At 57.0% G+C, this 23315-nt stretch carries 26 protein-coding genes, 1 pseudogene and 1 riboswitch; of the genes and pseudogenes, 20 read left to right on the forward strand and 7 right to left on the reverse strand.

Annotated features, from left to right (window positions below; genetic code table 11):
• The first annotated feature begins 23 nt into the window (after positions 1-23).
• The 4 genes from B9Z44_RS01030 to arsB are packed head-to-tail and all read left to right on the forward strand — an operon-like array spanning position 24 to position 2484.
• Positions 24-365, forward strand: coding sequence for an ArsR/SmtB family transcription factor (locus tag B9Z44_RS01030; protein WP_425437128.1), 342 nt, complete (start codon positions 24-26; stop codon positions 363-365).
• A gap of 18 nt (positions 366-383) precedes the next feature.
• On the forward strand, positions 384-893 hold the full coding sequence (locus B9Z44_RS01035) for a DUF6428 family protein (RefSeq protein ID WP_199220189.1): 510 nt from the start codon (positions 384-386) through the stop codon (positions 891-893).
• Positions 894-940: 47 nt separating this feature from the next.
• On the forward strand, positions 941-1453 hold the full coding sequence (locus tag B9Z44_RS01040) for an arsenate reductase ArsC (RefSeq protein ID WP_108358822.1): 513 nt from the start codon (positions 941-943) through the stop codon (positions 1451-1453).
• A complete protein-coding gene (gene arsB / locus B9Z44_RS01045; RefSeq protein ID WP_108358823.1) occupies positions 1450-2484 on the forward strand; it encodes an ACR3 family arsenite efflux transporter in 1035 nt (344 codons plus the stop codon). The genes B9Z44_RS01040 and arsB overlap by 4 nt, the downstream gene beginning before the upstream one ends.
• A gap of 80 nt (positions 2485-2564) precedes the next feature.
• On the opposite strand, the pseudogene B9Z44_RS15440 reads toward arsB, so the two are convergent.
• The 5 genes and pseudogenes from B9Z44_RS15440 to B9Z44_RS01070 form a co-directional block, all read right to left on the reverse strand.
• Positions 2565-3161, reverse strand: a pseudogene (locus B9Z44_RS15440) (winged helix-turn-helix domain-containing protein); the annotation flags it as partial.
• A complete protein-coding gene (locus tag B9Z44_RS01055; RefSeq protein ID WP_108401462.1) occupies positions 3154-3534 on the reverse strand; it encodes a DUF2236 domain-containing protein in 381 nt (126 codons plus the stop codon). The gene B9Z44_RS01055 and the pseudogene B9Z44_RS15440, both read right to left, overlap by 8 nt.
• 19 nt (positions 3535-3553) lie before the next feature.
• Entirely contained in the window at positions 3554-3733 is a 180-nt protein-coding gene (locus tag B9Z44_RS01060) for a hypothetical protein (RefSeq protein WP_108358826.1), read from the reverse strand.
• A gap of 16 nt (positions 3734-3749) precedes the next feature.
• Positions 3750-4037 (reverse strand): TIGR03643 family protein, encoded by a 288-nt coding sequence (locus tag B9Z44_RS01065; RefSeq protein ID WP_108401463.1) that lies wholly within the window; start codon positions 4035-4037, stop codon positions 3750-3752.
• A gap of 24 nt (positions 4038-4061) precedes the next feature.
• A complete protein-coding gene (locus B9Z44_RS01070; protein ID WP_108401464.1) occupies positions 4062-4574 on the reverse strand; it encodes an RrF2 family transcriptional regulator in 513 nt (170 codons plus the stop codon).
• A 118-nt stretch (positions 4575-4692) separates the two neighbouring features.
• Here B9Z44_RS01070 and B9Z44_RS01075 point away from each other — a divergent pair, with 118 nt between their 5' ends.
• A complete protein-coding gene (locus B9Z44_RS01075; RefSeq protein WP_108358829.1) occupies positions 4693-5703 on the forward strand; it encodes a MerR family transcriptional regulator in 1011 nt (336 codons plus the stop codon).
• Here B9Z44_RS01075 and B9Z44_RS01080 read toward each other — a convergent pair.
• Entirely contained in the window at positions 5700-6458 is a 759-nt protein-coding gene (locus tag B9Z44_RS01080) for a hypothetical protein (protein ID WP_108401465.1), read from the reverse strand. The genes B9Z44_RS01075 and B9Z44_RS01080 overlap by 4 nt on opposite strands.
• A gap of 147 nt (positions 6459-6605) precedes the next feature.
• Between B9Z44_RS01080 and B9Z44_RS01085 the strand changes: the two genes are divergently transcribed.
• The 6 genes from B9Z44_RS01085 to B9Z44_RS01110 are packed head-to-tail and all read left to right on the forward strand — an operon-like array spanning position 6606 to position 10937.
• A complete protein-coding gene (locus tag B9Z44_RS01085; protein WP_108401466.1) occupies positions 6606-6968 on the forward strand; it encodes a DUF2237 family protein in 363 nt (120 codons plus the stop codon).
• 34 nt (positions 6969-7002) lie between these two features.
• Positions 7003-7305 carry a 4a-hydroxytetrahydrobiopterin dehydratase gene (locus B9Z44_RS01090; protein WP_108401467.1) on the forward strand — a complete coding sequence of 101 codons (303 nt, stop codon included), beginning with the start codon at positions 7003-7005 and terminating at the stop codon, positions 7303-7305.
• The gene (locus B9Z44_RS01095; protein ID WP_108401468.1) at positions 7302-7649 is read left to right on the forward strand and encodes a hypothetical protein; all 348 of its coding nucleotides are present in this window, start codon (positions 7302-7304) and stop codon (positions 7647-7649) included. The genes B9Z44_RS01090 and B9Z44_RS01095 overlap by 4 nt, the downstream gene beginning before the upstream one ends.
• Positions 7621-7788 carry a DUF2256 domain-containing protein gene (locus B9Z44_RS01100; protein ID WP_108401469.1) on the forward strand — a complete coding sequence of 56 codons (168 nt, stop codon included), beginning with the start codon at positions 7621-7623 and terminating at the stop codon, positions 7786-7788. The genes B9Z44_RS01095 and B9Z44_RS01100 overlap by 29 nt, the downstream gene beginning before the upstream one ends.
• Positions 7785-9371: a cryptochrome/deoxyribodipyrimidine photo-lyase family protein gene (locus tag B9Z44_RS01105; RefSeq protein WP_108401470.1), complete on the forward strand. Its 1587-nt coding sequence runs from the start codon at positions 7785-7787 to the stop codon at positions 9369-9371. Before B9Z44_RS01100 ends, B9Z44_RS01105 begins: the two co-directional genes overlap by 4 nt.
• Before the next feature lie 12 nt (positions 9372-9383).
• Positions 9384-10937, forward strand: a complete 1554-nt coding sequence (locus B9Z44_RS01110; RefSeq protein WP_108401471.1) for a cryptochrome/photolyase family protein — start codon at positions 9384-9386, stop codon at positions 10935-10937.
• Positions 10938-10974: 37 nt separating this feature from the next.
• Here the strand turns inward: B9Z44_RS01110 and B9Z44_RS01115 are convergent, their stop codons facing one another.
• On the reverse strand, positions 10975-13206 hold the full coding sequence (locus B9Z44_RS01115; RefSeq protein WP_108401472.1) for an NADP-dependent isocitrate dehydrogenase: 2232 nt from the start codon (positions 13204-13206) through the stop codon (positions 10975-10977).
• Positions 13207-13403: 197 nt separating this feature from the next.
• Here B9Z44_RS01115 and B9Z44_RS01120 point away from each other — a divergent pair, with 197 nt between their 5' ends.
• The 9 genes from B9Z44_RS01120 to B9Z44_RS01160 all read left to right on the forward strand — a co-directional run bounded on the left by B9Z44_RS01120 (position 13404) and on the right by B9Z44_RS01160 (position 23258).
• On the forward strand, positions 13404-14195 hold the full coding sequence (locus B9Z44_RS01120) for a sulfite exporter TauE/SafE family protein (protein ID WP_108358838.1): 792 nt from the start codon (positions 13404-13406) through the stop codon (positions 14193-14195).
• Positions 14196-14216: 21 nt separating this feature from the next.
• A complete protein-coding gene (locus B9Z44_RS01125) occupies positions 14217-16001 on the forward strand; it encodes a nitrite/sulfite reductase (RefSeq protein ID WP_108401473.1) in 1785 nt (594 codons plus the stop codon).
• Positions 16002-16025: 24 nt separating this feature from the next.
• Complete coding sequence (locus B9Z44_RS01130) at positions 16026-16397, forward strand: DUF934 domain-containing protein (RefSeq protein ID WP_108401474.1); 372 nt, start codon at positions 16026-16028, stop codon at positions 16395-16397.
• Between the two features lie 12 nt (positions 16398-16409).
• Positions 16410-17165, forward strand: a complete 756-nt coding sequence (locus B9Z44_RS01135; RefSeq protein WP_108401475.1) for a phosphoadenylyl-sulfate reductase — start codon at positions 16410-16412, stop codon at positions 17163-17165.
• A 22-nt stretch (positions 17166-17187) separates the two neighbouring features.
• Positions 17188-18117, forward strand: a complete 930-nt coding sequence (cysD, locus tag B9Z44_RS01140) for a sulfate adenylyltransferase subunit CysD (protein ID WP_108401476.1) — start codon at positions 17188-17190, stop codon at positions 18115-18117.
• Positions 18118-18130: 13 nt separating this feature from the next.
• On the forward strand, positions 18131-19429 hold the full coding sequence (locus B9Z44_RS01145; protein ID WP_108401477.1) for a sulfate adenylyltransferase subunit 1: 1299 nt from the start codon (positions 18131-18133) through the stop codon (positions 19427-19429).
• Between the two features lie 99 nt (positions 19430-19528).
• Positions 19529-19855 carry a ferredoxin FdxA gene (gene fdxA, locus B9Z44_RS01150; protein ID WP_108283995.1) on the forward strand — a complete coding sequence of 109 codons (327 nt, stop codon included), beginning with the start codon at positions 19529-19531 and terminating at the stop codon, positions 19853-19855.
• Between the two features lie 20 nt (positions 19856-19875).
• Positions 19876-20916, forward strand: coding sequence for an NAD(P)/FAD-dependent oxidoreductase (locus tag B9Z44_RS01155; protein WP_245912737.1), 1041 nt, complete (start codon positions 19876-19878; stop codon positions 20914-20916).
• Positions 20917-20939: 23 nt separating this feature from the next.
• Positions 20940-21042: riboswitch (TPP riboswitch) on the forward strand.
• A 71-nt stretch (positions 21043-21113) separates the two neighbouring features.
• Positions 21114-23258 (forward strand): TonB-dependent siderophore receptor, encoded by a 2145-nt coding sequence (locus B9Z44_RS01160; protein ID WP_108401479.1) that lies wholly within the window; start codon positions 21114-21116, stop codon positions 23256-23258.
• The last annotated feature ends 57 nt before the right edge of the window (positions 23259-23315 follow it).

Consider the following 23315-nt stretch of genomic DNA (forward strand, 5'->3'; position numbering starts at 1 on the left):
AATATTTCAAGTATTATTGAAACATGAAAAAGCAAAAGATTCTCGAGACACAAGTGGTCGAAGCCTTGGCAGCGCTGGCACAGGGCCAGCGTTTACGGGCATTTCGCGCTTTGGTAGTCGCTGGCAAGGAAGGATTGACACCGAGCGCGCTTGCCGCTTTGTTGCAAATCGCACCCAGCGCTTTGTCCTTTCACCTTAAAAATCTGAGCCATGCAGGCTTGGTCAGCGCGGAGGCCAGTGGTCGCAACCTGATTTACCGTGCCGAGTTTGCACGCATGAACGACTTGCTGACCTACCTCACCCAAGACTGCTGCCAAGGCCAATCGTGCGCCGTGGTGCCCGAGACATCGAAAACCTGTTGTTAATTTTTCAAAGGAAACGCCATGAATGTTGATCAATTTTTAGGCCTTTTAGAAGCCCACCCACACCAAGCCCTGCGCATTGTGTTGCCCAACGGCGAAGCGGTGGCCCCGCACTTTCACATCACCGAAGTGGGCCATGTCACCAAAAACTTTCTCGACTGCGGCGGAACAAAGCGCAGCCAAGAGAGTTGCCTGCTGCAAACCTGGGTGCACAGCGATGTGGACCACCGCTTAGAAACCAGCAAGCTCGCCAACATCTTGCGCATCGCAGGTGATGTGCTGCCCTCGCTCGACTTGCCCGTAGAGATTGAGCACGAAGCGGGTGTGGTGTCGCAATACCCCGTCACCGCAGGCAGCAGTGATGGCCACACCTTGACCTTAAACACAGGCCTCAAACACACCGCGTGCTTAGCCATGGACGTGTGCTGCGCACCTGCCCCTGCCGCCGAGGGCGCTGCGCCACTGACCACCGCCGAGAAACCGCGCATCAAAGCAGGCTCGTGCTGTACGCCTGGTGGCGGCTGCTGCTGATCACTGACCCACATCGAACTTCATATCCACCAACACCCTCTCGCATCATGACTACTTTGAACGTTCTCTTTTTGTGCACGCACAACTCTGCGCGCAGCATCTTGTCGGAAGCCTTGCTCAACCACATGGCCACAGGCGCCAGTGGCACTCGCTTCAAAGCGTTTTCGGCGGGCAGCAGCCCACGCGAGAACCAACAGCCCAACCCACTGGGCCTGCAAGTGTTGAAGTCCGCTGGCATTGACACCTCATACCTCAGCAGCAAAAGCTGGGATGAATTTGCCAAGCCCGATGCGCCACACATGGACTTGGTCATCACCGTCTGTGACAACGCAGCGGGTGAGGTGTGCCCCTATTGGCCAGGCCAACCCGCCACGGCGCACTGGGGCTATGCCGATCCATCTGCGGTAGAAGGCAGTGATGAAGACCGCCTGGTTGCATTTCGCAACACGCTCTACATGATTCAGAAACGTTTGCAACTGCTGGTGGACTTGCCCGCCGACAAGCTACAAAAAACCATGTTGCAACACACCGCACGCGAACTCAGCCAGGGCCACGCATGAATTTCTTTGAACGCTATCTCACCGCCTGGGTGGCCTTGTGCATCGTCGTCGGTATTGCACTGGGCCAGTGGCAACCTGAACTGTTTCAAGCCATTGGTAGTCTGGAATACGCGCAAGTGAACTTGCCTGTGGGTTTGCTGATTTGGGTGATGATCATCCCGATGCTGGTCAAGGTGGATTTTGGTGCCTTGCACGAAGTGCGTCAGCACATCAAAGGCATTGGCGTGACGCTGTTTGTGAACTGGTTGGTCAAGCCGTTTTCCATGGCGTTGCTGGGCTGGTTTTTCATTCGCTATTTGTTTGCACCGCTGCTACCAGCCGACCAGATTGACAGCTACATCGCAGGCCTGATTTTGTTGGCTGCTGCGCCCTGCACCGCCATGGTGTTTGTGTGGAGCCGCCTCACCCACGGCCACCCCTTGTTCACCTTGTCACAAGTGGCCTTGAACGACGCCATCATGGTCGTGGCGTTTGCACCACTGGTCGCGTTCTTGCTTGGGCTATCCGCCATCATCGTGCCGTGGGACACACTCATCACCTCGGTGGTGTTGTATATCGTCATTCCCGTGATCTTGGCGCAGCTGATTCGCAAAGCCTTGCTCACCAAAGGCACTGAAAAATTTGACGCCATCATGGCGCAAATTGGCCCATGGTCTATCGCCGCTTTGCTGGCCACACTGGTGCTGTTGTTTGCGTTTCAAGGCGAAGCGATTTTGAAACAGCCTTTGGTCATTGCCTTGCTGGTTGTGCCCATCCTCATCCAAGTGTTGTTTAACTCGGCCTTGGCTTATTACCTGAACCGCGTAGTGGGCGAAGCACACAACGTGGCCTGCCCTTCGGCGCTGATTGGCGCGTCTAACTTTTTCGAGCTGGCCGTGGCTGCGGCCATCAGCCTGTTTGGCTTTGAATCCGGCGCCGCACTGGCCACGGTGGTGGGCGTGCTGATTGAAGTGCCGGTGATGTTGCTGGTGGTGCATGTGGTCAACCGCAGCAAAGGTTGGTACGAGCGCACACCATCCGAACGGACCTGATGGGTGTGAACATAACGCGGCAACAAATACCCACAGCGCTTGATGTTCCTAACGGGGAGCAAGTCGTGGCTGATCTTTTTGCGCAGCCGGTGAATGTAGACCTCGGCAGCCGTGGTGTTCAAGGCCATGTTGTCTGGCGCGATGTCTTGAATGATGCGTTCTTTGGAAATGATTTGTCCCGCGCGCTTAAGCAGTATCTCTAAGACCTGCGCCTCACGAAGTGTCAGATCTAAGACAACACCCGAGATCCACGCTTGCTGAGTGACGTGGTTAAAGCTCAACGCACCGTAGTGAGACACCGAAGCTGTCATGCCTTGCCAGCGTCGTGTCAAAGCACGTAGCACGGCACAAAGACTCGCCTCGTCCAAGGACATAGGCAAGCACCGATCAAACCCTGCGTCTAACAAGGCGGGCGCAAAGGCCATGTGGTTGTCAGGCACAAGCACCAAGGCTGCCCTGAAAAATGGCTCGCATTTGACGTTCATCAGGGTGTGGCCTAAGTCCATCACAGACGGCGATTGATGAACGACCATCAAATCAAATTTTCGCGATTGCCATGAACCCGCGTCATCCGACAAGGTTGCGTAGCGCGCCACCCTCGCCCCCAGCCCTTCGAGGGTATGGCGCAGCTTGTGCGCCAGCAAGTCGTCTTGCACAAAGAGGGCTGCATCAAGCATGCTGGCAGCCTCCCTGCACACGCTGGCGTGCAATGGCTGACACGCCTTGTTGGTTGAGCATCCATTGCACCGGTTCAGCCGACAACTGCACCGCCAAACGCGTGGCTTGTTTCTGTACTGCACACGCAGGTGCTTGGCCCATCAGCGCCATCCACGGCTTATCCAACACATCCACGGGGTAAGCCTGAATGCGTTGCAAAATTTCTTCGGCTCGCGCGTCAAAGCTGAGCGCATCGGCAAACCCCAGCAACTCGGCCTGCGCGGCGGCGTAGGGCCGACCTTGCAGGTCGGTGCCACGAATATTGGCGTGAATGGTGTTCACGCGGAGAATGGCGTTGAGCGCCAAGGCTTTGAGTGCTTGGGCGAAAGACATGATTTTTAAAGTGACCGAATCATGGCCGGTGGTCAGATGAAATGTCTGGCGCTTGTGACGCATTGGCTTTTTCAACAGGCGATGCATCTAACTTTGGAAAACACATCTTTTCACCATCCCAGCGTTGGCCGCACCAGCACATGCCATCGGCATTGATGATGCAGGTTCCGGTGCCGCAGCACCTTGGGTCTTCACTCATACAAATCCTTCAGGGTTTAGCAGTTGGCGCGGCGGTGATCGGCAATGGCGTGGTCATCAAACTTCATCTCGGGGCTGCGCAGCGCACGGTGTTTGGTGGTGCGACCCCGCACGCGCATGCGCCACAAGCGAAACGCGCTAGGGTTGAGTTCGGCACGCATGAGACGGATCACTTCCGGTTCGGTCAGGCCCACGCGCTCAAAGATGGTTTCAAACGAGGTGCGGTCTTCCCACGCCATTTGAATCACCGCAGACACATCGCCTGAACTCAAGCTGGCAAGACGTTGGCTAGAACTGAGTTGCATGGGATGGGTCCTGCGTGAAGCGCTTCAGGCCATCATCATGGACAACTGAAACACCGAGTTAGGCGCCTTGGGCATGAGCGGCGCCACCATGGGTTTGAACTTGAAACGGCCCATGGTTTGCACAAACGAGCGGGCTTCTTGGTCGCGCGATTCGTCCACAAAATCGGCCAGCGTGAAGTTGCTGAGCGTTGTCTTGACGACTTGCTCTAGGCCCAGCTCGTAGCTGGCGGGCGTTGATGTGTCATCACACATGTCCGCGTCTTCAGAGGGCGAGGCGTTAAGCGTGCACTCCAACACCGAGGTGATATCCCAGATGGAAATCAGTGACATGTCACCCTGAATCATGTAGCCACCGCCTGGACCTTTCATGGCGCTCACGATGTGGTGGGCTTTCAGCGGCTTGAGAATGTTTTCGAGGTAGGAGATCGACAAATCGAGTCTGGGCGACATTTCGGTGGTGGTGACGTAGCCTGCGTGGCGTTGGCCTGCCAAATACACACAGACCTCGATCGCGTTGATGGTTTTCTTTGAGATCATGGTTCAAACTCCTATTGCGTAGAATTTTGACGCAGTAATCTACTCAATAGTTCATTTAATTTGATAATTTCTATTTTTCGACACATAATCTACGCAACTCCTACTCAAAAAGCCACTTTTGAACACCAGCGCCCTCACTTCGACTGCCCTGTACCGCATTGGTGCAGTGTCTAAAACCACGGGTATCCCTGTGTCCACCTTGCGCATTTGGGAAACCCGCTACGGCGCATTCACCCCCGTCAAGACCGAGGGCAAGCAGCGGCTGTTTGCCGAACACGATGTGTCAAAAGCCTTGCTGCTCAAACAGCTTTCGCAAAACGGGCACGCCATCAGCACCATTGCCAACCTCGACCTTGCGCAACTGCGCCGCATGAACAACCAGCCGCACCCCACGCCCCAAAGCTTGGCCGTGCCAGGCCAGCCCGTGTCACTGGCGGTGGTGGGGCTGAGCATGGCCAATCGCATTGAGTCCAAAAAATTTGCAGCAGGCTTGAAGCAAAACCGAATCAAAGTGACCGATGTGTTGGTTGATTTGGCCACCGCGGCCAACGCTGAATTGGCACAGCAACCGCAGGTCTTGTTGGTCAAGGTGAACACCTTGCAAACGGCAGTGCACACCGACATTCAGGCGCTGATCAACACGCATCAATTTGCACAAACCATCGTGGTGTACAACTTCGCGCCCGAGAGCGTGGTGCAAGCCATGAAATTCTCGGGCCTCATCGTGCGGCGCGAGCCCATCTCGGACATCGAGCTGGCCGAATTGCTGCAGTCGGTGTTGTTTGTCGACCCTGCACGTGCGCAAGAGTTTGGCACCAAGGGTGCCGTGATTGCAGCCCGTAAATATTCAGACGCCACTCTCAGCCGGGTAGCAGGCATTTCGACCAACGTGCTGTGCGAGTGCCCGCGCCATGTGGCCGAATTAATTGCCCAGCTGGCCAGCTTTGAGGAATACAGCCAAGAATGCCTCAACCGCAATGCAGAAGACGCGCATTTGCACGCTTACCTTCGCTCCATCTCGGGCTCAGCACGCTCGTTGTTTGAAAACGCTTTAGAAAAAATTGCGGCCCATGAGGGGATTGATCTGCGCGAAGGCGCAGCCACCAATCAACGCCAAGGGGCCGTCTAAGCCGCCCGCATCGCCTGCAACCACAAGCTGTCGATGTCACTGAGTTTAGTTTTATCAAACTCAGCCGCGTGCTCCCAATAGCGCCCCGATGCGACCATGTAGCCCAAGTCTTTTTCAGCCTGCAACGCGCGTGCTACGCCTTCGGCATTCAGCAGTTCACCCTGTCGTTGCAAGCGGTTCTGACACACAGAAGGCGTGCCCAACGCAATCCCAGACACACGCGGAAACAACAAACGCGACTCGGACAGCTCTGACAAATTCACCACCGCGCATCGGTGCGCCTGCGCCAACGCCATGAAGCGCACCGACTTGGCTTCAAGCGACTGCAGGGTCACATCCACCCGTAAAGGGTCTGGTGTGCCTTGGCCATAAAAGTGGCTGCTCTCGCCCGTGGCTGTGCCGTACACCATGTCGCATCCTAGGAAAGCGATCAGGTCAGGCTTCAAAGCACCCAAGGCCCAATACCCTGCCGTGAACGCCATGGTGCCGCCCGCATACACAAAACCACCAAAGTTGTTTTGCTGCGGCACAAATTCGGGGGCGGCAATCAGTTGCTGCGAGGGCTTCAACGGCGTGGGCGGCAAGCGCTCGGGCGCAAAGTCTTCGGGGTACACCAAGTAGTCCCAGTCAGGCGTGATTTGCCATGCGTTGTTGATGACCACGCGCTGGGTAAAGATCGACAAGTCCCAGTCTTTGGCCTGCACGGCGTCGGGTGCACTGCCAATGAGCAGCACCATTTTCAAATCCTCTGCCATGCGGTGTCCGTTTCTTGAGCGCTTTTAAAACAGCCGCGATCCTAGAGCCTTGCGATAGCCATTGCCAACCAAAGGTTGGAATGCATTTCTAAAATCAAAAGATGACCTACCGTGAACACTGGCGATAAACCGAACGAAAGTCCAACCATGACCACCGAAGCACGCAACGTTTTGGACACTGCCCTGGTGCCCTGCTCTTACGACCCGCTCACGGGCTACTACCGGGACGGCTGTTGCAACACGGACGAAAACGATCAGGGCAGCCATGTGGTGTGCGCCAAAGTCACGCAAGCGTTTTTAGATTTCTCGCTGCAACGGGGCAACGACCTAATCACTCCGCGCCCCGAATACCGCTTTGCGGGCCTCACAGCCGGCGACCGCTGGTGCTTGTGTGCCCGTCGCTGGCAAGAAGCCTTTGAGGCCGGTGTGGCCCCGCCTGTGGTGCTGGAATGCACGCACGCCAAAGCCCTTGAATTTGTCACGCTGGAGCAATTGCAGTCATGCGCTTGAACACACACCTTGCTCGCTTTGCTATTCAGACGCAATGAAACTTCAACCCACCGACGTGCAACTGGCGATGACCTCCCTCACGGGCTGGACGCTAGATACCCACGCACAACACCACACGCCCTGCCTGTCCAAAAGTTGGGCCCTGCCCAGCTTTGAGGCGGCAGTAACCCGGTTCAACCAAATCGCCCAACTGGCGCAAGCACAAGACCACCACCCAGAGGTGCTGTCGAGCTACACGCAGCTGCAGGTGCGCATTTGGACCCATGATGCGGCAGGCCTGACGCACAAAGACTTCACCCTCGCCCAAGCCATCGACCAACTGAGCACCACCCCATGAAGTACCTCAAAAAACTCGATGGCTTTCAACGCTCACCCGCAGGCCTGGAGTGGCAAATTTGGAAAAAATTGCACATCATTTTGGTCGTGGGCACAGCCCTACCGCTGCTGGCCAGTGCTGGCGCGTATGTGTTGGATGGGCTGGATTCCGCCACACAAAACGCACGCGCGGTGGAACAGTTTTTTTATGTGATGCTTGGCGTCGTCATGCTGCACTGGACACTGGTGCTGACACTGGCCATTGGTTGCGTGATCGTGATGTTGATGAAAGGCCCTGCCTACGTGGCTGACGCCTACGAGATGGAGGAGCTGCCCCTTGGCTCAGAAAAACACATTCAAAGGTAACAAGCAAAGCCTGCCCAGCAAGCCCTGCAAAACCTGCGGGCGTGACATGACGTGGCGCAAAGCTTGGGCCAAAAACTGGGAGCAGGTGTTGTACTGCTCGGACGCTTGCCGCAAAAACAAATCGCCCACACCCCCATGAGTTACGACCTGGTTTGGTTCAAGCGGGATCTGCGCTGGCAAGACCACGCAGCACTGGCTCAAGCGGCACAACACGGACCTGTGCGATGCATTTACGTGGTGGAGCCCGAGCTGTGGTTGCAACCCGATGCCGCCTTGCAGCACTTTGAGTTTGTGCGCGAATCGTTGCAAGCCCTCGACGACGCGCTGCGTTTGCAAGGTGGCTGTGTGGAAGTCCACACGGGTGAGCTGCCCGATGTGCTGAGCCGCATTTGGAGCGAAGCGCCCTTTCGCCAACTGCATGCACATCAAGAAACGGGCAACGGATTTACCTACGCACGCGACCTGAGGGTGGGCGCATGGTGCCAAGCGCACAACGTGGGTTGGCACGAGTACCCACAGTTTGGCGTGGTGCGTGTGTTGAAGAACCGCAACCTGTGGCAACCCGCTTGGGAGCGGCACATGGCGGAGCCTGTGCAGGATGTGGGCGAGTTGCGGTTTTGGCGGCAACGCGCATCCCGCAACGAGACACCCACTGAAGTGCGCAGCGCTTGGTGCACACCCTCGCAGATGCAAGCCCCCGAGCACCTGCAACACAACCCGCCTATGCGCCAACGCGGTGGCCGCCACTTGGCCTTAGACACCTTGCACAGTTTTTTGCACGCACGCAGCTTGGGCTATCGCGGCGGCATTTCGTCGCCGTTGTCGGCACCCGATGCGTGCTCGCGTTTGTCGGCCTACTTGGCGTGGGGCTGCATCAGCATGCGCGAGGTGGTGCAACACACGCGCGCACACATCGCTCAGCTGCCGCCACAGGCCAGCCGCCATCGTGCGGGCTTGACAGCCTTCATCAGCCGTTTGTATTGGCACTGCCACTTCATCCAAAAGCTCGAGAGTGAACCCGCCATCGAATGGCAAAACATGCACCGCGGTTACGACGGCTTGCGCGAACACGATTTCAACGAAGCACACTTTGAAGCCCTCAAAGCCGCACGCACCGGCTGGCCTATGGTGGACGCGTGTGTGACGATGTTGCGCGAAACCGGCTGGCTGAACTTTCGCATGCGCGCCATGCTGGTGTCGGTGGCGGCCTATCCGCTGTGGCTGCATTGGCGCCCCGTGGGCGAATGGCTGGCCACGCAGTTCTTAGACTACGAGCCCGGCATCCACTGGAGCCAGTTGCAAATGCAATCAGGCACTACGGGCATCAACACCACGCGCGTGTACAACCCCATCAAACAAGCCCAAGACCACGACCCACATGGTCGCTTTGTTCGGCAGTGGCTGCCTGCGTTGCGGCAAGTGCCGGACACTTGGCTGTTTGAGCCGTGGCTCATGCCGCACACGATGCAAACGCACCTCGGCGTGTTTGTGGGTGGCGACATGAACAGCGCGTTGCCACAGCCCGTGGTCGACTTGGCCCAAGCCACACGCGAAGCCAAACAGTTGCTGCACAGCCGACGCCAAACCGACGAAGTCAAAGCAGCCAAAAAAGCCGTGGTCGACAAGCACGCCTCGCGCAAAAATTGGGGCAAACGACCAAGCGCTCGCCGCACATCAGTTGCCACACCCACCGACAAACAACAGCTCGGTTTTGATTTTTAAAAAGCGCCTCACATGACTCCCCCACGCAAACGCCTGATCCTCATCCTGGGTGACCAGCTGGATGAAGACGCCTCCGCCCTGACCGACTTCGACCCAGCGCACGACACCGTGTGGATGGCCGAGGTGCTGGAAGAGTCCACGCACATCCCCTCGTCCAAACAACGCACCACGGTTTTCTTAAGCGCCATGCGGCACTTCGCCGAACACCTGCAAGCACGGGGCTGGCCGCTGATGTACAGCCAGCTTGATGACGCGAACAACACAGGCACCTTGGCCGGTGAGCTGAGCAAGGCCATTGCCCAATTGAAGCCCCAGCGCTTGGTGATGACAGCCCCCGGCGACTGGCGTGTGTTGCAAAGCCTTCGCGCTGTCGCGCAACAACACGACTTGCCGCTAGAGATCAAAGACGACACGCACTTCTTCAGCACCGTGCGCGACTTTGCCGCGCATGCCAAAGACCGCAAACAGTTGCGTTTGGAATATTTTTACCGCGAGCTGCGCCAGAAAAATGGCATCTTGATGGAGGGCAAAAAACCCATCGGAGGCCAGTGGAACTTTGATGCTGACAACCGAGGCAGTTTTGGCAAACAAGGCCCGGGCCTGCTGCCCGCCCCTACGCGTGTAGCGCCCGACACCATCACCCAAGACGTGATGCGTTTGGTCAACGACAAACTGGCGCACCACCCCGGCTCTATCACGCAGTTTGGTTGGCCGGTCACGCGCGCACAGGCCTTGGTGGCGCTGGATGAATTCATCACACATCGACTGCCCAGCTTTGGCTTGTACCAAGACGCCATGTGGGAAGGCGAAGTGTGGCTGTACCACTCGCACCTGTCGTGCGCGTTGAACTTGAAGCTGCTCAACCCGCGTGAGGTGCTGGCTGCTGCAGAGGCTGCCTTTCACAAAGGCCACGCCCCGCTGGAAGCTGTGGAAGGCTTTGTGCGGCAAATTTTGGGCTGGCGTGAATACGTGCGCGGCATCTACTGGACCCAGATGCCCGACTACGCCGAGGGCAATGCCCAGCAAGCGCACGAAGCGCTGCCCGAGTTTTACTGGACAGGCGATACCGACATGGCCTGTTTGCGCGATGCCATCACACAAACCTTGCAACACGGCTACGCGCACCACATCCAACGCTTGATGGTGACCGGTCTTTACGCCTTGCTGCTGGGCGTAGAACCCAAGCAAGTGCACCAGTGGTACCTCGGTGTGTACGTGGACGCTGTGGAATGGGTGGAGCTACCCAACACACTCGGGATGAGCCAATTTGCCGACGGCGGCCTGATGGCCAGCAAGCCCTATGTGGCCAGTGGCAAATACATCGACCGCATGAGCAACCATTGCAAAGGCTGTCGCTTCAACCCTGCCGAATCCACGGGCGACACAGCCTGCCCCTTCACCACCTTGTATTGGGATTACCTAGGCCGTCACGCCGACATGCTGGCCAAAAACCCGCGCATGTTGATGCAACTGAAGAACCTCAACCGACTCACGCCTGAGCAACGCGAGGCGATTGCCACGCAGGCACAAACACATCGCGCCCAACAAAAAGCCCCCCAAGCTTGAAGGCTTGGAGGGCTTTGATCGCTAAGCGACCAGAGGCTTAGACGCTAGCCAAAGCCGCGTTGAATGTGGCGCTTGGACGCATCACGGCTTCGAGCTTCTTGGCATCTGGCAGGTAGTAACCGCCGATGTCCACAGGCTTGCCTTGAACGGCATTGAGCTCGTCCACGATCTTCTTCTCGTTGTCGGTCAAGTTCTTAGCCAAAGGCGCGAACTTGGCAGCCAAGTCTTTGTCTTCGGTTTGCGCTGCCAACTCTTGGGCCCAGTACATGGCCAAGTAGAACTGGCTGCCACGGTTGTCGAGCTGACCTGTTTTGGGCGATGGGTTTTTGTTGGTGTCCAACAATTTGCCTGTCGCTGCATCCAAAGTCTTGGCCAACACGGTGGCTTTGGCATTGCCGTTTTTCAGACCCATGTCTTCGAAAGACACGGCCAAGGCCAAGAACTCACCCAGTGAATCCCAACGCAAGTGGTTTTCTTCCACCAACTGCTGCACGTGCTTAGGAGCAGAACCACCCGCGCCTGTTTCGTACATACCGCCACCGGCCATCAAAGGCACGATGGAGAGCATCTTGGCTGAGGTGCCGAGTTCCATGATGGGGAACAAGTCGGTCAAGTAGTCACGCAAGATGTTGCCGGTCACCGAGATGGTGTCCAAGCCACGGCTCACGCGCTCCAAGGTGTAGCGCATGGCGCGCACTTGAGACATATGCTCAATGTGCAGGCCTTTGGTGTCGTGGTCTTTCAAGTAAAGGTCGACCTTCTTGATCAACTCGTTCTCGTGGGGACGGTAGGGGTCCAACCAGAAGATGGCAGGCATGCCTGAGTTGCGTGCGCGGGTCACGGCCAGCTTCACCCAGTCACGAATGGCAGCGTCTTTGACTTGGCACATGCGCCAGATATCGCCTTCTTCGACGTTTTGGCTCAACAAGACTTCGCCTGTGGCCAAGTCGGTGATGTTGGCCACGCCGTCTTCTTGAATTTCAAAGGTCTTGTCGTGTGAACCGTATTCTTCGGCTTGTTGGGCCATCAAACCCACGTTAGGCACGGTGCCCATGGTCTTGGGGTCGAAGTTGCCGTGCCACTTGCAGAAGTTGATCATCTCTTGGTAGATACGGGCAAAAGTCGACTCAGGCATCACGGCCTTGGCATCCTTCAAGCGGCCATCGGCGCCCCACATCTTGCCGCCGTTACGAATCATGGCGGGCATGGAAGCGTCCACGATGATGTCGTTGGGCGAATGGAAGTTGGTGATGCCTTTGGCAGAGTCGACCATGGCCAACTCTGGGCGGTGCTCGTGGCACGCGTGCAAGTCACGCTTGATTTCGTCTTGCTTAGATTGAGGCAAGGCGGCGATCTTGTTGTAAAGGTCAGCCATGCCGTTGTTCACGTTCACGCCCAACTCTTCAAACAAAGCACCGTGCTTGGCGAACGCTTCTTTGTAGAAAATTTTCACGCAGTGGCCGAACACGATGGGGTGAGACACCTTCATCATGGTGGCCTTCACGTGCAGGGAGAACATCACGCCTGTTTTGTGTGCGTCTTCGATTTCTTTTTCATAGAACTCGACCAGCGCTTTCTTGCTCATGAACATGCTGTCGATGATTTCTTTGTCGAGCAAAGAAACTTTTGGCTTCAACAGAATGGTTTTGCCGCTCTTGGTGATGAGTTCCATCTTCACGTCACGGGCTTTGTCCAAGGTCAAAGATTTTTCACCGTGGTAGAAGTCGCCGTGGTGCATGTGTGACACGTGCGAGCGAGAGGCTTGGCTCCACTCAGCCATGCTGTGTGGGTTCTTGCGTGCGAACTCTTTCACAGCGCGGGGGGCGCGGCGGTCAGAGTTACCTTCGCGCAAAACAGGGTTCACCGAGCTACCGATGCACTTGGCATAACGGGCTTTGATGGCTTTGTCTTCGTCGCTGGTGGCTGACTCTGGGTAGTCAGGCAAGGCGTAACCTTTGGACTGCAACTCTTTGATGGCGGCGGTCAACTGGCCCACGGAGGCACTGATGTTGGGCAGCTTGATGATGTTGGCTTCTGGCTTCAGAGTCAGTTTGCCGAGTTCGGACAAGTTGTGCGGCACGCGCTGAGCTTCTGGCAACAGGTCTGAAAACTCACCCAAGATGCGGGTTGCCACAGAGATGTCGCTCGACACCACGTCAATGCCTGCGGGTGCAGCAAAGGTACGAATGATTGGCAAGAACGAAGCCGTCGCCAACAAAGGCGCTTCGTCAGTCAGGGTGTAAACAATTTTGGATTTTTCAGCAGCCATTGCTAGGTCTCAGTCTTTGTTTGGATAGGGTGAAAGAAATACAGGTTGAAGCCCACATTATCCACGGCACTTTAGCCTCCTCCCCCTGCGCTTGGCTTACGCCCACCCTGCCATGAAAACCTTTATTCCTAATTGGAATATATGTAGAACAAACAAATCGTTTGTTTTGGCATAAAGACCACCTACAGTCCACGCCTATGCAAGATTTTGGTTTCGTATTCGCTGGCTTTTTTGTGGGCTTGGTCGTGGGTTTGACCGGGGTGGGCGGCGGCTCGCTGATGACGCCCATTTTGATTTTCTTCTTCGGCGTCAAGCCCTATATGGCCGTGGGCACTGACCTGCTGTTTGCAGCCTTCACCAAAGCGGGCGGCACGTTCAGCTTTGCACGCCAGCGCATCGTGCCTTGGCGCGTGGTGATGGCCCTGTGCGCTGGCAGCATTCCCGCCTCAGGCGCCACGCTTTGGGTGTTGCACAACATTGGCCCTTCCGACCCCACCGTTGAAAAAGTGATGAAGCTCACTTTGGGCCTCGCTCTGCTGCTGACAGCCAGCGCCATGCTGTACAAGGTCATCCGCGGCAAACAAGTCCCAGTGGTGTTGGCCGAAGAGAACTTGCGCCAAGCCACACAGCCCGGCCATTGGGCCCTGCCCGTGTTGTTTGGTGCGGCGATTGGTACCTTGGTGACCCTCACCTCGGTGGGCGCAGGCGCGATTGGCGTGACGGTGCTTATGATCCTGTACCCACAGTTGCCGCTGTCACGCATCGTGGCGGCTGACATTGCCTATGCCGTGCCGCTGACCATGGTGGCTGGCTTGGGTCATGCCTCCTTGGGCTCGGTCGATTGGTCTTTGTTGAGCTTGCTGCTCGCAGGCTCCTTGCCTGGTATTTGGTTAGGCACTCGCCTGATGCACAAAACGCCTGAGCGTGTGATTCGTTCGATTCTTTCTGTGTTGCTGGCTTGGGCTGGCAGCAAGTTGGTTTTTGCTTAATTTTTTCGTTTGAGTTCTTAGATGTATCAATACACCGCCTTCGATCAAGAGTTTGTCAAAGCACGCGCTGCGCAGTACCGCGACCAACTCACCCGCAACTTGGCTGGCAAATTGGCCGACGACGATTTCCGTCCCTTGCGTTTGCAAAACGGCTGGTACGTGCAACGCTACGCCCCCATGCTGCGCGTGGCCGTGCCTTACGGTGAACTCAACAGTGCGCAACTGCGCGTGTTGTCCCAAATCGCTCGCGACTACGACACGCCTTCGGCTGAGCTGCTGGCCCGCGCGCAAAGCACGCAGGACAAAATTGGCGGCATTGACGCCCCCAAGCTCACGGTCAACTACGGCCACTTCACCACCCGCCAAAACGTCCAATTCAACTGGATTCCGTTGGAGAAAAGCGCCGATGTGATGGAGTTGTTGGCCAGCGTCAACCTGCACGGCATTCAAACCAGCGGCAACTGCATTCGCAACATCACCAGCGACGAGCGCGCCGGCATTGCGGTGGACGAAGACGTCGACCCACGTCCCTACGCCGAAGTGCTGCGCCAGTGGAGCACCTTGCACCCTGAGTTTGCTTACCTGCCCCGTAAATTCAAAATCGCCATCACCGGCGCCGCCGAAGACCGCGCCGCCATTGAATGGCACGACATTGGCTTGCGCTTGCTGCGTGATGACGAAGGCAATGTGGGCTTCAAAATTTTCGTGGGTGGCGGCATGGGCCGCACGCCCATCACCGGCACCGTGATTCGTGAGTTCTTGCCTTGGAACCAAATCATCAACTACCTCGAAGCCGTGGTGCGCGTGTACAACGGCTGGGGCCGTCGCGACAACATCTACAAAGCGCGTATCAAAATTTTGGTGAAGGCCGAAGGCCAACGCTATTTTGACGAAGTCAATGAAGAGTTTGACCGCATCTTGGAAAGCGGCGCACACCACACCATCCCGCAAGTCGAGCTCGACCGCGTGAGCGCCTGCTTTGTGCTGCCTCCCGTGGACGTTGTCTCGGACGAAGCCCAAGAGGCTGCAGAGCAAGCCTTGCTGGCACAAGCCAAGGCCGACAAAGAATTCACCCGCTGGTTGCAACAAAACGTGACCAGCCACCAAAACCCTGGCTTGCGCGTGGTGACCTTGTCGTTCAAACGTTTGGGCCAAGCCCCAGGCGACGCCACCGCCGACCAACTGGCCACAGCCGCTGACTTGGCCGACAAGTTCAGCTCAGGCGAAGTGCGTGTGAACCACGACCAAAACTTGGTGCTGCCTTGGGTGCGCATCGACCAATTGGCAGACCTGTACCAAGCGGCACGAGCCGCTGGCTTTGCTCGCGCCAATGTGCACCTGTTGACCGACATGATTGCCTGCCCCGGCGGCGACTACTGCGCTTTGGCCAACGCCCGTTCGCTGCCCATCGCCGCGGCCATCACCGAGCGTTACCAAGACCTCGACGAGTTGTTTGACTTGGGCGAGATTGACTTGCACATCAGCGGTTGCATCAACTCGTGCGGCCACCACCACAGCGGCCACATTGGCATCTTGGGTGTCGATAAAGATGGTCAAGAGTGGTACCAAGTCACCCTCGGCGGCTCAGATGGTTCGTTCTTGAGCGGCCCATCCAAAGCAGGCAAAGTGGTGGGCCCATCTTTCGCCGCTGCCGAAGTGGTAGACGTGGTGGAAGCCGTGCTGGACACCTACCGCGACAAGCGCGAAGGCCACGAAACCTTTGCACGCACCTTGAACCGCGTGGGCTTTGACGTGTTCAAAGCCGCAGCCAACTCGGCCCGTAACACCACAGCACGTGCTGCTTAAGTCTGAACCCGATACGAGATACCTATGAGCCTGCAAATCATTACCCAACACACCTCTGAAGGTGCCAACGCCCGCGCTTTGGCGAACGACGTGGACGTGCAAACCTTGGACCTCGAAGGCTTGGAGCGCATCGATTTGAACTTCCCCAAGTTCACCGATGGCCGCGCTTTCAGCCAAGCATTTGTATTGCGCCGTCGCGGCTTTGGCGGTGACATCCGCGCCCACGGCGATGTGTTGATTGACCAATTGCTGCAAATGCAACGCAGTGGTTTTTCTAGCGCGGTGCTGCGTGACGACCAAGACGCGGCACACGGCGAAAAGTTGTTGACGCACTACAAAGCCTTCTACCAAGGCGATGCCGTCACCGCTGAACCTAAATTTGCCCGCGTGGTTTAAGCAGGTCGCAACATGAGCTCCAGTTCATTTTTGTCTGCCAACGGCCAATCCAAGGCCACCACCTTGAACGCCCGCGCCAGCGACGACTTCGCCGCCAAACTGGCCGAAACCCAAGCCTTGCTGCAACGTGCAGCGGCTGAGTTTTCGCCCGTCACGCAAGCCTCTAGCTTGGGTGCAGAAGACGTGGTCATCACCCACCTCATCAACAGCTTGAAGCTCGATATTCCCGTGTTCGTGCTGGAAACCGGCGCGCTGCACACCGAAACTTTGGCTTTGCTGGAGCGCACCGAGGCCACCTCACGCGCGCCCATCAACGTGTATCGCCCTGTGCATGAATCGGTCATCCAGTTTGTGCGCCACCAAGGCCAAGACGCGATGTACAAAAGCATTGAGCTGCGCAAGGAGTGCTGCGGCATTCGCAAGATGGAACCGCTCGCACGCGCCCTCCAAGGCCAACGCGCTTGGATCACCGGCTTGCGCCAAGAGCAATCGAGCGCACGCGCCGATGTGCCCTTGCAAGACGACAGCGAAGTGGCTACGAAGAATTTGAGCAAGTTCAACCCCTTGGCCAAATGGACATGGGGCGATGTGTGGCACTACATCGCCACGAACAACGTGGACTACAACCCTCTGCACGACCAGTTTTTCCCCAGCGTAGGCTGCGCACCTTGCACCCGTGCGATCAGCCTAGGCGAAGAGTTTCGCGCCGGTCGCTGGTGGTGGGAAGACGAAGCCGCCAAAGAGTGCGGCTTGCACGTGAAGAAATAAAAGTTAGATACCGAGAAACGTCATGAACGCTACAACCCAAACCGAGTTGCACCACTTAAGCAACACCCACCTCGACGCGCTGGAAGAAGAAACCATCTTCATCTTGCGCGAAGTCGCCGCCGCTTTTGAGCGCCCCACCCTGCTGTTTTCGGGCGGCAAAGATTCATTGGTCATGCTCAAGTGTGCTGAGAAGGCCTTTGGTGCTGGCCGTATTCCCTACCCACTGTTGATGATCGACACGGGCCACAACTTCAAAGAAGTGACGGATTTCCGCGACTCACGTGCCAAAGAGTTGGGTGCTGAGTTGATCGTGCGCAGCGTGGAAGACTCGATGAAAAAAGGCACCGTGCGTTTGGCGCATCCTGGCGAAAGCCGCAACGTGCACCAATCGGTCACCTTGCTCGAAGCCATCGAAGAATTCCGCTTTGACGCCCTCATCGGCGGCGCCCGCCGTGACGAAGAAAAAGCCCGTGCCAAAGAACGCATCTTCAGCCACCGCGACAGCTTTGGCCAATGGCAACCCAAGGCCCAGCGCCCTGAGTTGTGGACCCTGTTCAACCACAAGTTGCAGCCCGGCGAGCACTTTCGCGTATTCCCCATCTCTAACTGGACCGAGCTGGACGTGTGGCAATACATCGCCCGCGAAAAAATCGCTCTGCCTTCGATCTACTACACGCACAAGCGCGAAGTGGTGGACCGCCGTGGCTTGCTGGTACCCGTGACCGAACTCACCCCCCCCAAAGACGGCGAAGAAGTGGTGATTCGCGACGTGCGTTTCCGCACCGTGGGCGACATCACCTGCACTTGCCCTGTGGAAAGCGATGCGGCCACGCCTGAACAAATCGTGATCGAAACGTTGGCCGCTGATGTCAGCGAGCGCGGCGCCACACGCATGGACGACAAAACCTCCGAGGCTTCGATGGAGAAGCGCAAAAAAGACGGCTATTTCTAAGACGGTGAATGAGATGACGACAAAAAATACAACTACCAAAAATGACGTTCAAAGCGCCCTCAAGTTCATCACCTGCGGCTCGGTCGACGACGGCAAAAGCACCTTGATTGGCCGCTTGCTTGTAGACACCAAAGCCGTGCTGCAAGACCATTTGGCGGGCGTGCAACGCTCAGGCGAAACCGACCTGGCTTTGTTGACCGACGGCCTCTCGGCAGAGCGCGAACAAGGCATCACCATCGACGTGGCCTACCGCTACTTCAACACCGAAGCGCGCAAGTTCATCATTGGTGACGCCCCCGGCCATGAGCAATACACCCGCAACATGGTGACCGCTGCGTCTAGCGCCGATGCCGCCGTGGTGCTGGTCGATGCCATCAAGCTGGATTGGAAAAACCCCGCTTTGGAGCTGCTGCCCCAAACGCGTCGCCATTCGCTGTTGGTCAACCTGCTGCGCGTGCCCTCCATCGTGTTTGCCATCAACAAACTCGACGCGGTGGACGACCCTGCCTTGGCCTACCAAAACATCGAAGCTGCGTTGCGCAAATTCGCCACTGAGGCGGGCATCCGCATCACAGCCATGGTCCCCGTGTCCGCCCTCAAAGGCTGGAACGTGGTGGACACCACCAACGCCGATCAAGCCGCTTGGTGCGGCTACACGGGCCAAAGCCTATTGAGCATCTTGGAAGATTTGCCCAACACGCCCGCCGAAACCGAAGTGGCTTTCAGCTTCCCCGTGCAATGGGTCGAAAAATTCCACGACTCCGGCGTGACCACCCAAGGCCGCCGCGTGTTCTGGGGTCGTGTGGCCACAGGCACCATCGAGCCAGGCCAAACCATCAAAGTCTTCCCAAGCGGTCAAACCGCGGTGGTGTCGCAAGTGCTGTCGGCCACACGCGAGCCACAAAACAAAGCCGCAGGCCACAGCGCGGGCATCGTCCTGGACCGCGAAGTGGACGTGTCACGTGGCGACTGGCTGCTGGCCGCTGAGGGAAGCCCCGAAGGCCAGCGCCAGCTCAACACCACCGTCGCGTGGATGGACGATGAGCCCTTGGTCGCGGGCCGCGTGTACTGGGCTTTGCACGGCCACCGTTGGGTCAAAGCCAAAGTGCAACGCGTGGTGCACCGCCTGAACGTCAACACCTTGGCCGAGGAAGAAGCCACCGAGCTGGCACCCAACGCCATTGGCCACGTCACTTTGGCGCTGCAAGAGCCTTTGGTGACGCTGCCTTTCACCCAATCGCGCATCTTGGGTGCTTTGGTGTTGGTCGACACGTCCACCCACAAAACCTCGGGCGCTGTGTTGGTGAACTGACCCAACTTCTAGCCCCGTATTGAATCCCGTTTAAAATCAAAGGCTTGGCGCACAGCTCCCGCTGTTGCGCCCTCTTTTTTACCCATCGATTGAATTGTCATGACGCACGTTGTCACCGAAGCCTGTATCCAATGTAAGTACACCGACTGTGTGGACGTTTGTCCCGTCGACTGCTTCCGCGAAGGCCCTAACTTCCTCACCATCGACCCAGACGAGTGCATCGACTGCGCGGTGTGTATCCCCGAGTGCCCTGTGAACGCCATCTACGCCGAAGAAGATGTGCCAGAAGGCCAAGAACACATGACCAAGCTCAACGCTGAGTTGTCCTTGATCGGTTGGCCCAGCATCACCAAGCGCAAAGCGCCTATGGCCGATGCTGACGCATGGAAAGACAAAACCGGCAAGCTCGCCGAACTCAAGCGCTAAGCACAACGCACACAGCCCCTATGACGGCAGCCACGACTCATACCGATGCCGTCATCGTGGGCGCAGGCCCTGTGGGTCTGTTTCAAGCTTTCCAGCTTGGGCTGCAAGACATTCGCAGCCACATCATCGACGCACTGCCCCATGTGGGCGGCCAGTGCGTCGAGCTGTACGCCGACAAACCGATTTACGACATTCCGGGCATCCCCGTGTGCACGGGCCGTGAATTGGTGGCGCAGCTGCAAACCCAAATCCAACCTTTTGCACCGACGTTTCACCTCAACCAAGAAGTGACTGAAGTTGTTCGCTTAGACGACGGCCTTATCTCGGTGCGCACGTCTGCGCAACAGCATTTCATTTGCAAGGTATTGGTCATCGCCGCAGGCGTGGGCGCTTTTCAAGCGCGCAAGCTGAGCGTAGAAGGTGCCGCAGAGCTCGAAGGCACGCACGTGCATTACCGCTTGGGTGATGCCGCGCGCTTTGCGGGCCAAGACGTGGTGGTGTTGGGTGGCGAAGCGTCTGCCGTGGCGGCTGCGTTGAAACTCACGCTTGAAACAAAAGCACCACGCAGCGTGACGCTGATGCACCGCCGCGATGTGTTCACCGCCGAACCTGTGCTCTTGCAAGCCATGCGCGATGCGGTTGCCAGCGGTAGGTTGCAACTGCAAATTGGCCAGCCCACTGCCTTGTTAAGCACATCGAACCAGCTTCACGCCGTGCAAGTGGCCACGCCCGATGGTCAAACCATAGAGCGCCCTGCTCAACACGTGTTGGCGTTCTTAGGCCTCTCACCCAAGCTAGGCCCCATCACCAACTGGGGCTTGGCCATGGAGCGCAAGCAACTGGTGGTCAACACAGAAACCTTTGCCACCGATGTGCCAGGCATCTTTGCCGTGGGCGATATCAACACCTACCTCGGCAAGAAAAAACTCATCTTGTGCGGCTTTCACGAAGCCACGCTCGCCGCTTTTGGCGCAGCGGCTATCGTGCATCCCGCACGAAAAACCCTGCTGCAATACACGACAACGTCGACCGAATTGCATCGCCTTCTAGGCATCGCTTAAAATCTACATCGCGTTAGCAATAACGCATCCGCTAGGGGTGTTGAAGCCGTCACCGACTTCGACTGAGAAAGTCCCTTTGAACCTGATTGAGGTAATCCTCGCGCAGGGAAGCTTGGTCTTACAACGAGGCTCTTCACTCACAAGAGCACACACTCGTTTAGAAATCAGCCGACCTGTCATACGTTTAAGGAAACGTCATGGCAAACCATTCGCCATTCTTGAAAGCAACGCGCGTTCACGCGGCCGTTGCACTGTGCATTGCATCTTGCGCGTCCGCTTGGGCGCAACAAAACCCGACCGAAATCACCATCACCGACAAACTGCCCGCACGCGTGTCTGGCTTTGGTGATGTGCCCGCACACGAACTCCCGTTCAACACCACCACCATTGACAGTGCCACGCTGAAAGACATTGGCGCGCAACGCGTCTCTGACGCCCTGCGCCTGGACGCATCGGTCACCGACAGCTACAACTCTCCCGCTTATTGGGACATGTTGAGCGTGCGCGGTTTCACGCTCAACAACCGCTACAACTACCAACGCGAAGGCTTGCCCATCAGCGCGGAAACCATGATTCCCATGGACAACAAAGAGCGCATCGAGTTGCTCAAAGGTACCAGCGGCATGCAGGCTGGCACCAGCGCACCCGGTGGTTTGGTGAACTACGTGGTCAAGCGTGCGCCAAGCAACGCTGACCAACAAATTCGCAACATCACCCTCAGCTACGGGCAGGGTAACAACCGCTTGGTGGCTGCTGATTTAGGGGGACGCTTCGGCGAAAACGCTGACTTTGGCTACCGCTTCAACGTGGCCCATGAAGACCTAGACCCGTACATCAAACATGCGAACGGCCATCGCGATTTGGTCGCCTTGGCTATAGACTGGCGACTCAACGCCAACAGCAAATTGGAATGGGAGTTTGAACAAAGTCACCGTGAACAAATCGGAGTCAATGGCTACAGCCTGCTTGGTGGTCAACTCCCGCCCACCGTGGATGGCAAAAAGAACTTCACCTACCAGCCTTGGTCACAGCCTGGCGTATTTGATGCGCTCACTGGCAGCGTGCGCTTCAAACACAATTTAGACAATGGCTGGTTGTGGACGACGCAATACGCAATACAACGTTTAAAGATGGATGACCGTTTGTCATTTGCGTTTGGATGCAGCACTGAAAACGTTTATGACCGTTACTGCAGCAATGGCGGCTTTGACCTTTATGACTACCGCAGCGAAAACGAACGTCGCACCACAGAAGCTCTACAAACTGAGCTAAGCGGACACGCCTTAATGGGAGGACTTCAGCATGACCTCACATTCACCGTGATGCGCTATCGCCAACTGAACCGACTAGCCCCGATGCAGGCTTACAACTCCGCGGGTACTGGCAATATCGACGGTACGAGCACCAGCACTGCAGCGGCTACGCCAGGAGACTTGAACACCGACCGTAGCGACTACACCAACGAATTCGCCCTCAAAGACCGCGTACACCTCACGCAACAAACCTCCGCTTGGCTTGGCTTGCGCCAGATCCAAATGAACCGACAAAGCGTGAGAACCGATGGCAGTCGCCCTATTCAAGACGCACGCAACGTGACAACGCCGTGGGTGGCTTTTAGCCATGCTCTCGACCAAAGCGTCACGGTATACGCCAGCTACGGCCAGGGCATAGAAACCGAAGTCACCCCCAACAAAACCGGCACTTACGCCAACGCAGGTCAAGCGCTTCCCGTGCTGCGTAGCTACCAACATGAAGTGGGCGTCAAAGGACAAACGACTGCCAGCAACTGGCAAGTCACTTGGTTTGACATCACCCGCCCAACTGCGGGCGATGCGCCGACAAGCAGTAGCTTAGTCAACCGTCAAATGGATGGAGAAGCTCGCCATCGTGGCCTCGAACTCAGTGGCACCACGTCAGTGCAAAACTGGAAGCTCGGCAGTGGCTTCACATGGATAGATGCCAAACGACAAAACGCAGTGATTGACACCTCCGTGAATGGCCAACGTCCTCTGAACGTCCCCGCCTACATCTTGCGTGGCATGGCGGAGTACCGCTACAGCGGCGTGCCTGGTTTACGCACAGGGGTGCGCTTGTCCCACGAAGGCAAACGTGGCGTCACGGAACAAAGCAATGGCGATATTCAGCTCCCCGCTTGGACCACGCTCGACGCATCTGCCCATTACGACACAAAAGTCAACAACGTGGCCTCCACCTGGACATTGGCGATCGACAACCTGGCGAACAAACACTACTGGCGAGAATCCCCCAAACAGTACGACCACTACTACCTCTACCCAGGCGCCCCCCGCACTTTAAGGGCCAGCGTTCAATTCCGTCTTTAAACATCAAGTAAAGTCAAAGGCATGAGTCGGAAGTCTAGATTTTTGGGAGTTTCTCGC

This window comes from Limnohabitans curvus (assembly GCF_003063475.1).
Lineage (GTDB): Bacteria > Pseudomonadota > Gammaproteobacteria > Burkholderiales > Burkholderiaceae_C > Limnohabitans > Limnohabitans curvus.

Coding starts and splice junctions, on each gene's coding strand:
- B9Z44_RS01030 (WP_425437128.1), top strand. CDS start 24: ATGAAAAAGCAAAAGATTCTCGAGACACAAGTGGTCGAAGCCTTGGCA.
- B9Z44_RS01035 (WP_199220189.1), top strand. CDS start 384: ATGAATGTTGATCAATTTTTAGGCCTTTTAGAAGCCCACCCACACCAA.
- B9Z44_RS01040 (WP_108358822.1), top strand. CDS start 941: ATGACTACTTTGAACGTTCTCTTTTTGTGCACGCACAACTCTGCGCGC.
- arsB (WP_108358823.1), top strand. CDS start 1,450: ATGAATTTCTTTGAACGCTATCTCACCGCCTGGGTGGCCTTGTGCATC.
- B9Z44_RS01055 (WP_108401462.1), bottom strand. CDS start 3,534: ATGTCTTTCGCCCAAGCACTCAAAGCCTTGGCGCTCAACGCCATTCTC.
- B9Z44_RS01060 (WP_108358826.1), bottom strand. CDS start 3,733: ATGAGTGAAGACCCAAGGTGCTGCGGCACCGGAACCTGCATCATCAAT.
- B9Z44_RS01065 (WP_108401463.1), bottom strand. CDS start 4,037: ATGCAACTCAGTTCTAGCCAACGTCTTGCCAGCTTGAGTTCAGGCGAT.
- B9Z44_RS01070 (WP_108401464.1), bottom strand. CDS start 4,574: ATGATCTCAAAGAAAACCATCAACGCGATCGAGGTCTGTGTGTATTTG.
- B9Z44_RS01080 (WP_108401465.1), bottom strand. CDS start 6,458: ATGGCAGAGGATTTGAAAATGGTGCTGCTCATTGGCAGTGCACCCGAC.
- B9Z44_RS01085 (WP_108401466.1), top strand. CDS start 6,606: ATGACCACCGAAGCACGCAACGTTTTGGACACTGCCCTGGTGCCCTGC.
- B9Z44_RS01090 (WP_108401467.1), top strand. CDS start 7,003: ATGAAACTTCAACCCACCGACGTGCAACTGGCGATGACCTCCCTCACG.
- B9Z44_RS01095 (WP_108401468.1), top strand. CDS start 7,302: ATGAAGTACCTCAAAAAACTCGATGGCTTTCAACGCTCACCCGCAGGC.
- B9Z44_RS01105 (WP_108401470.1), top strand. CDS start 7,785: ATGAGTTACGACCTGGTTTGGTTCAAGCGGGATCTGCGCTGGCAAGAC.
- B9Z44_RS01110 (WP_108401471.1), top strand. CDS start 9,384: ATGACTCCCCCACGCAAACGCCTGATCCTCATCCTGGGTGACCAGCTG.
- B9Z44_RS01115 (WP_108401472.1), bottom strand. CDS start 13,206: ATGGCTGCTGAAAAATCCAAAATTGTTTACACCCTGACTGACGAAGCG.
- B9Z44_RS01120 (WP_108358838.1), top strand. CDS start 13,404: ATGCAAGATTTTGGTTTCGTATTCGCTGGCTTTTTTGTGGGCTTGGTC.
- B9Z44_RS01125 (WP_108401473.1), top strand. CDS start 14,217: ATGTATCAATACACCGCCTTCGATCAAGAGTTTGTCAAAGCACGCGCT.
- B9Z44_RS01130 (WP_108401474.1), top strand. CDS start 16,026: ATGAGCCTGCAAATCATTACCCAACACACCTCTGAAGGTGCCAACGCC.
- B9Z44_RS01135 (WP_108401475.1), top strand. CDS start 16,410: ATGAGCTCCAGTTCATTTTTGTCTGCCAACGGCCAATCCAAGGCCACC.
- cysD (WP_108401476.1), top strand. CDS start 17,188: ATGAACGCTACAACCCAAACCGAGTTGCACCACTTAAGCAACACCCAC.
- B9Z44_RS01145 (WP_108401477.1), top strand. CDS start 18,131: ATGACGACAAAAAATACAACTACCAAAAATGACGTTCAAAGCGCCCTC.
- fdxA (WP_108283995.1), top strand. CDS start 19,529: ATGACGCACGTTGTCACCGAAGCCTGTATCCAATGTAAGTACACCGAC.
- B9Z44_RS01155 (WP_245912737.1), top strand. CDS start 19,876: ATGACGGCAGCCACGACTCATACCGATGCCGTCATCGTGGGCGCAGGC.
- B9Z44_RS01160 (WP_108401479.1), top strand. CDS start 21,114: ATGGCAAACCATTCGCCATTCTTGAAAGCAACGCGCGTTCACGCGGCC.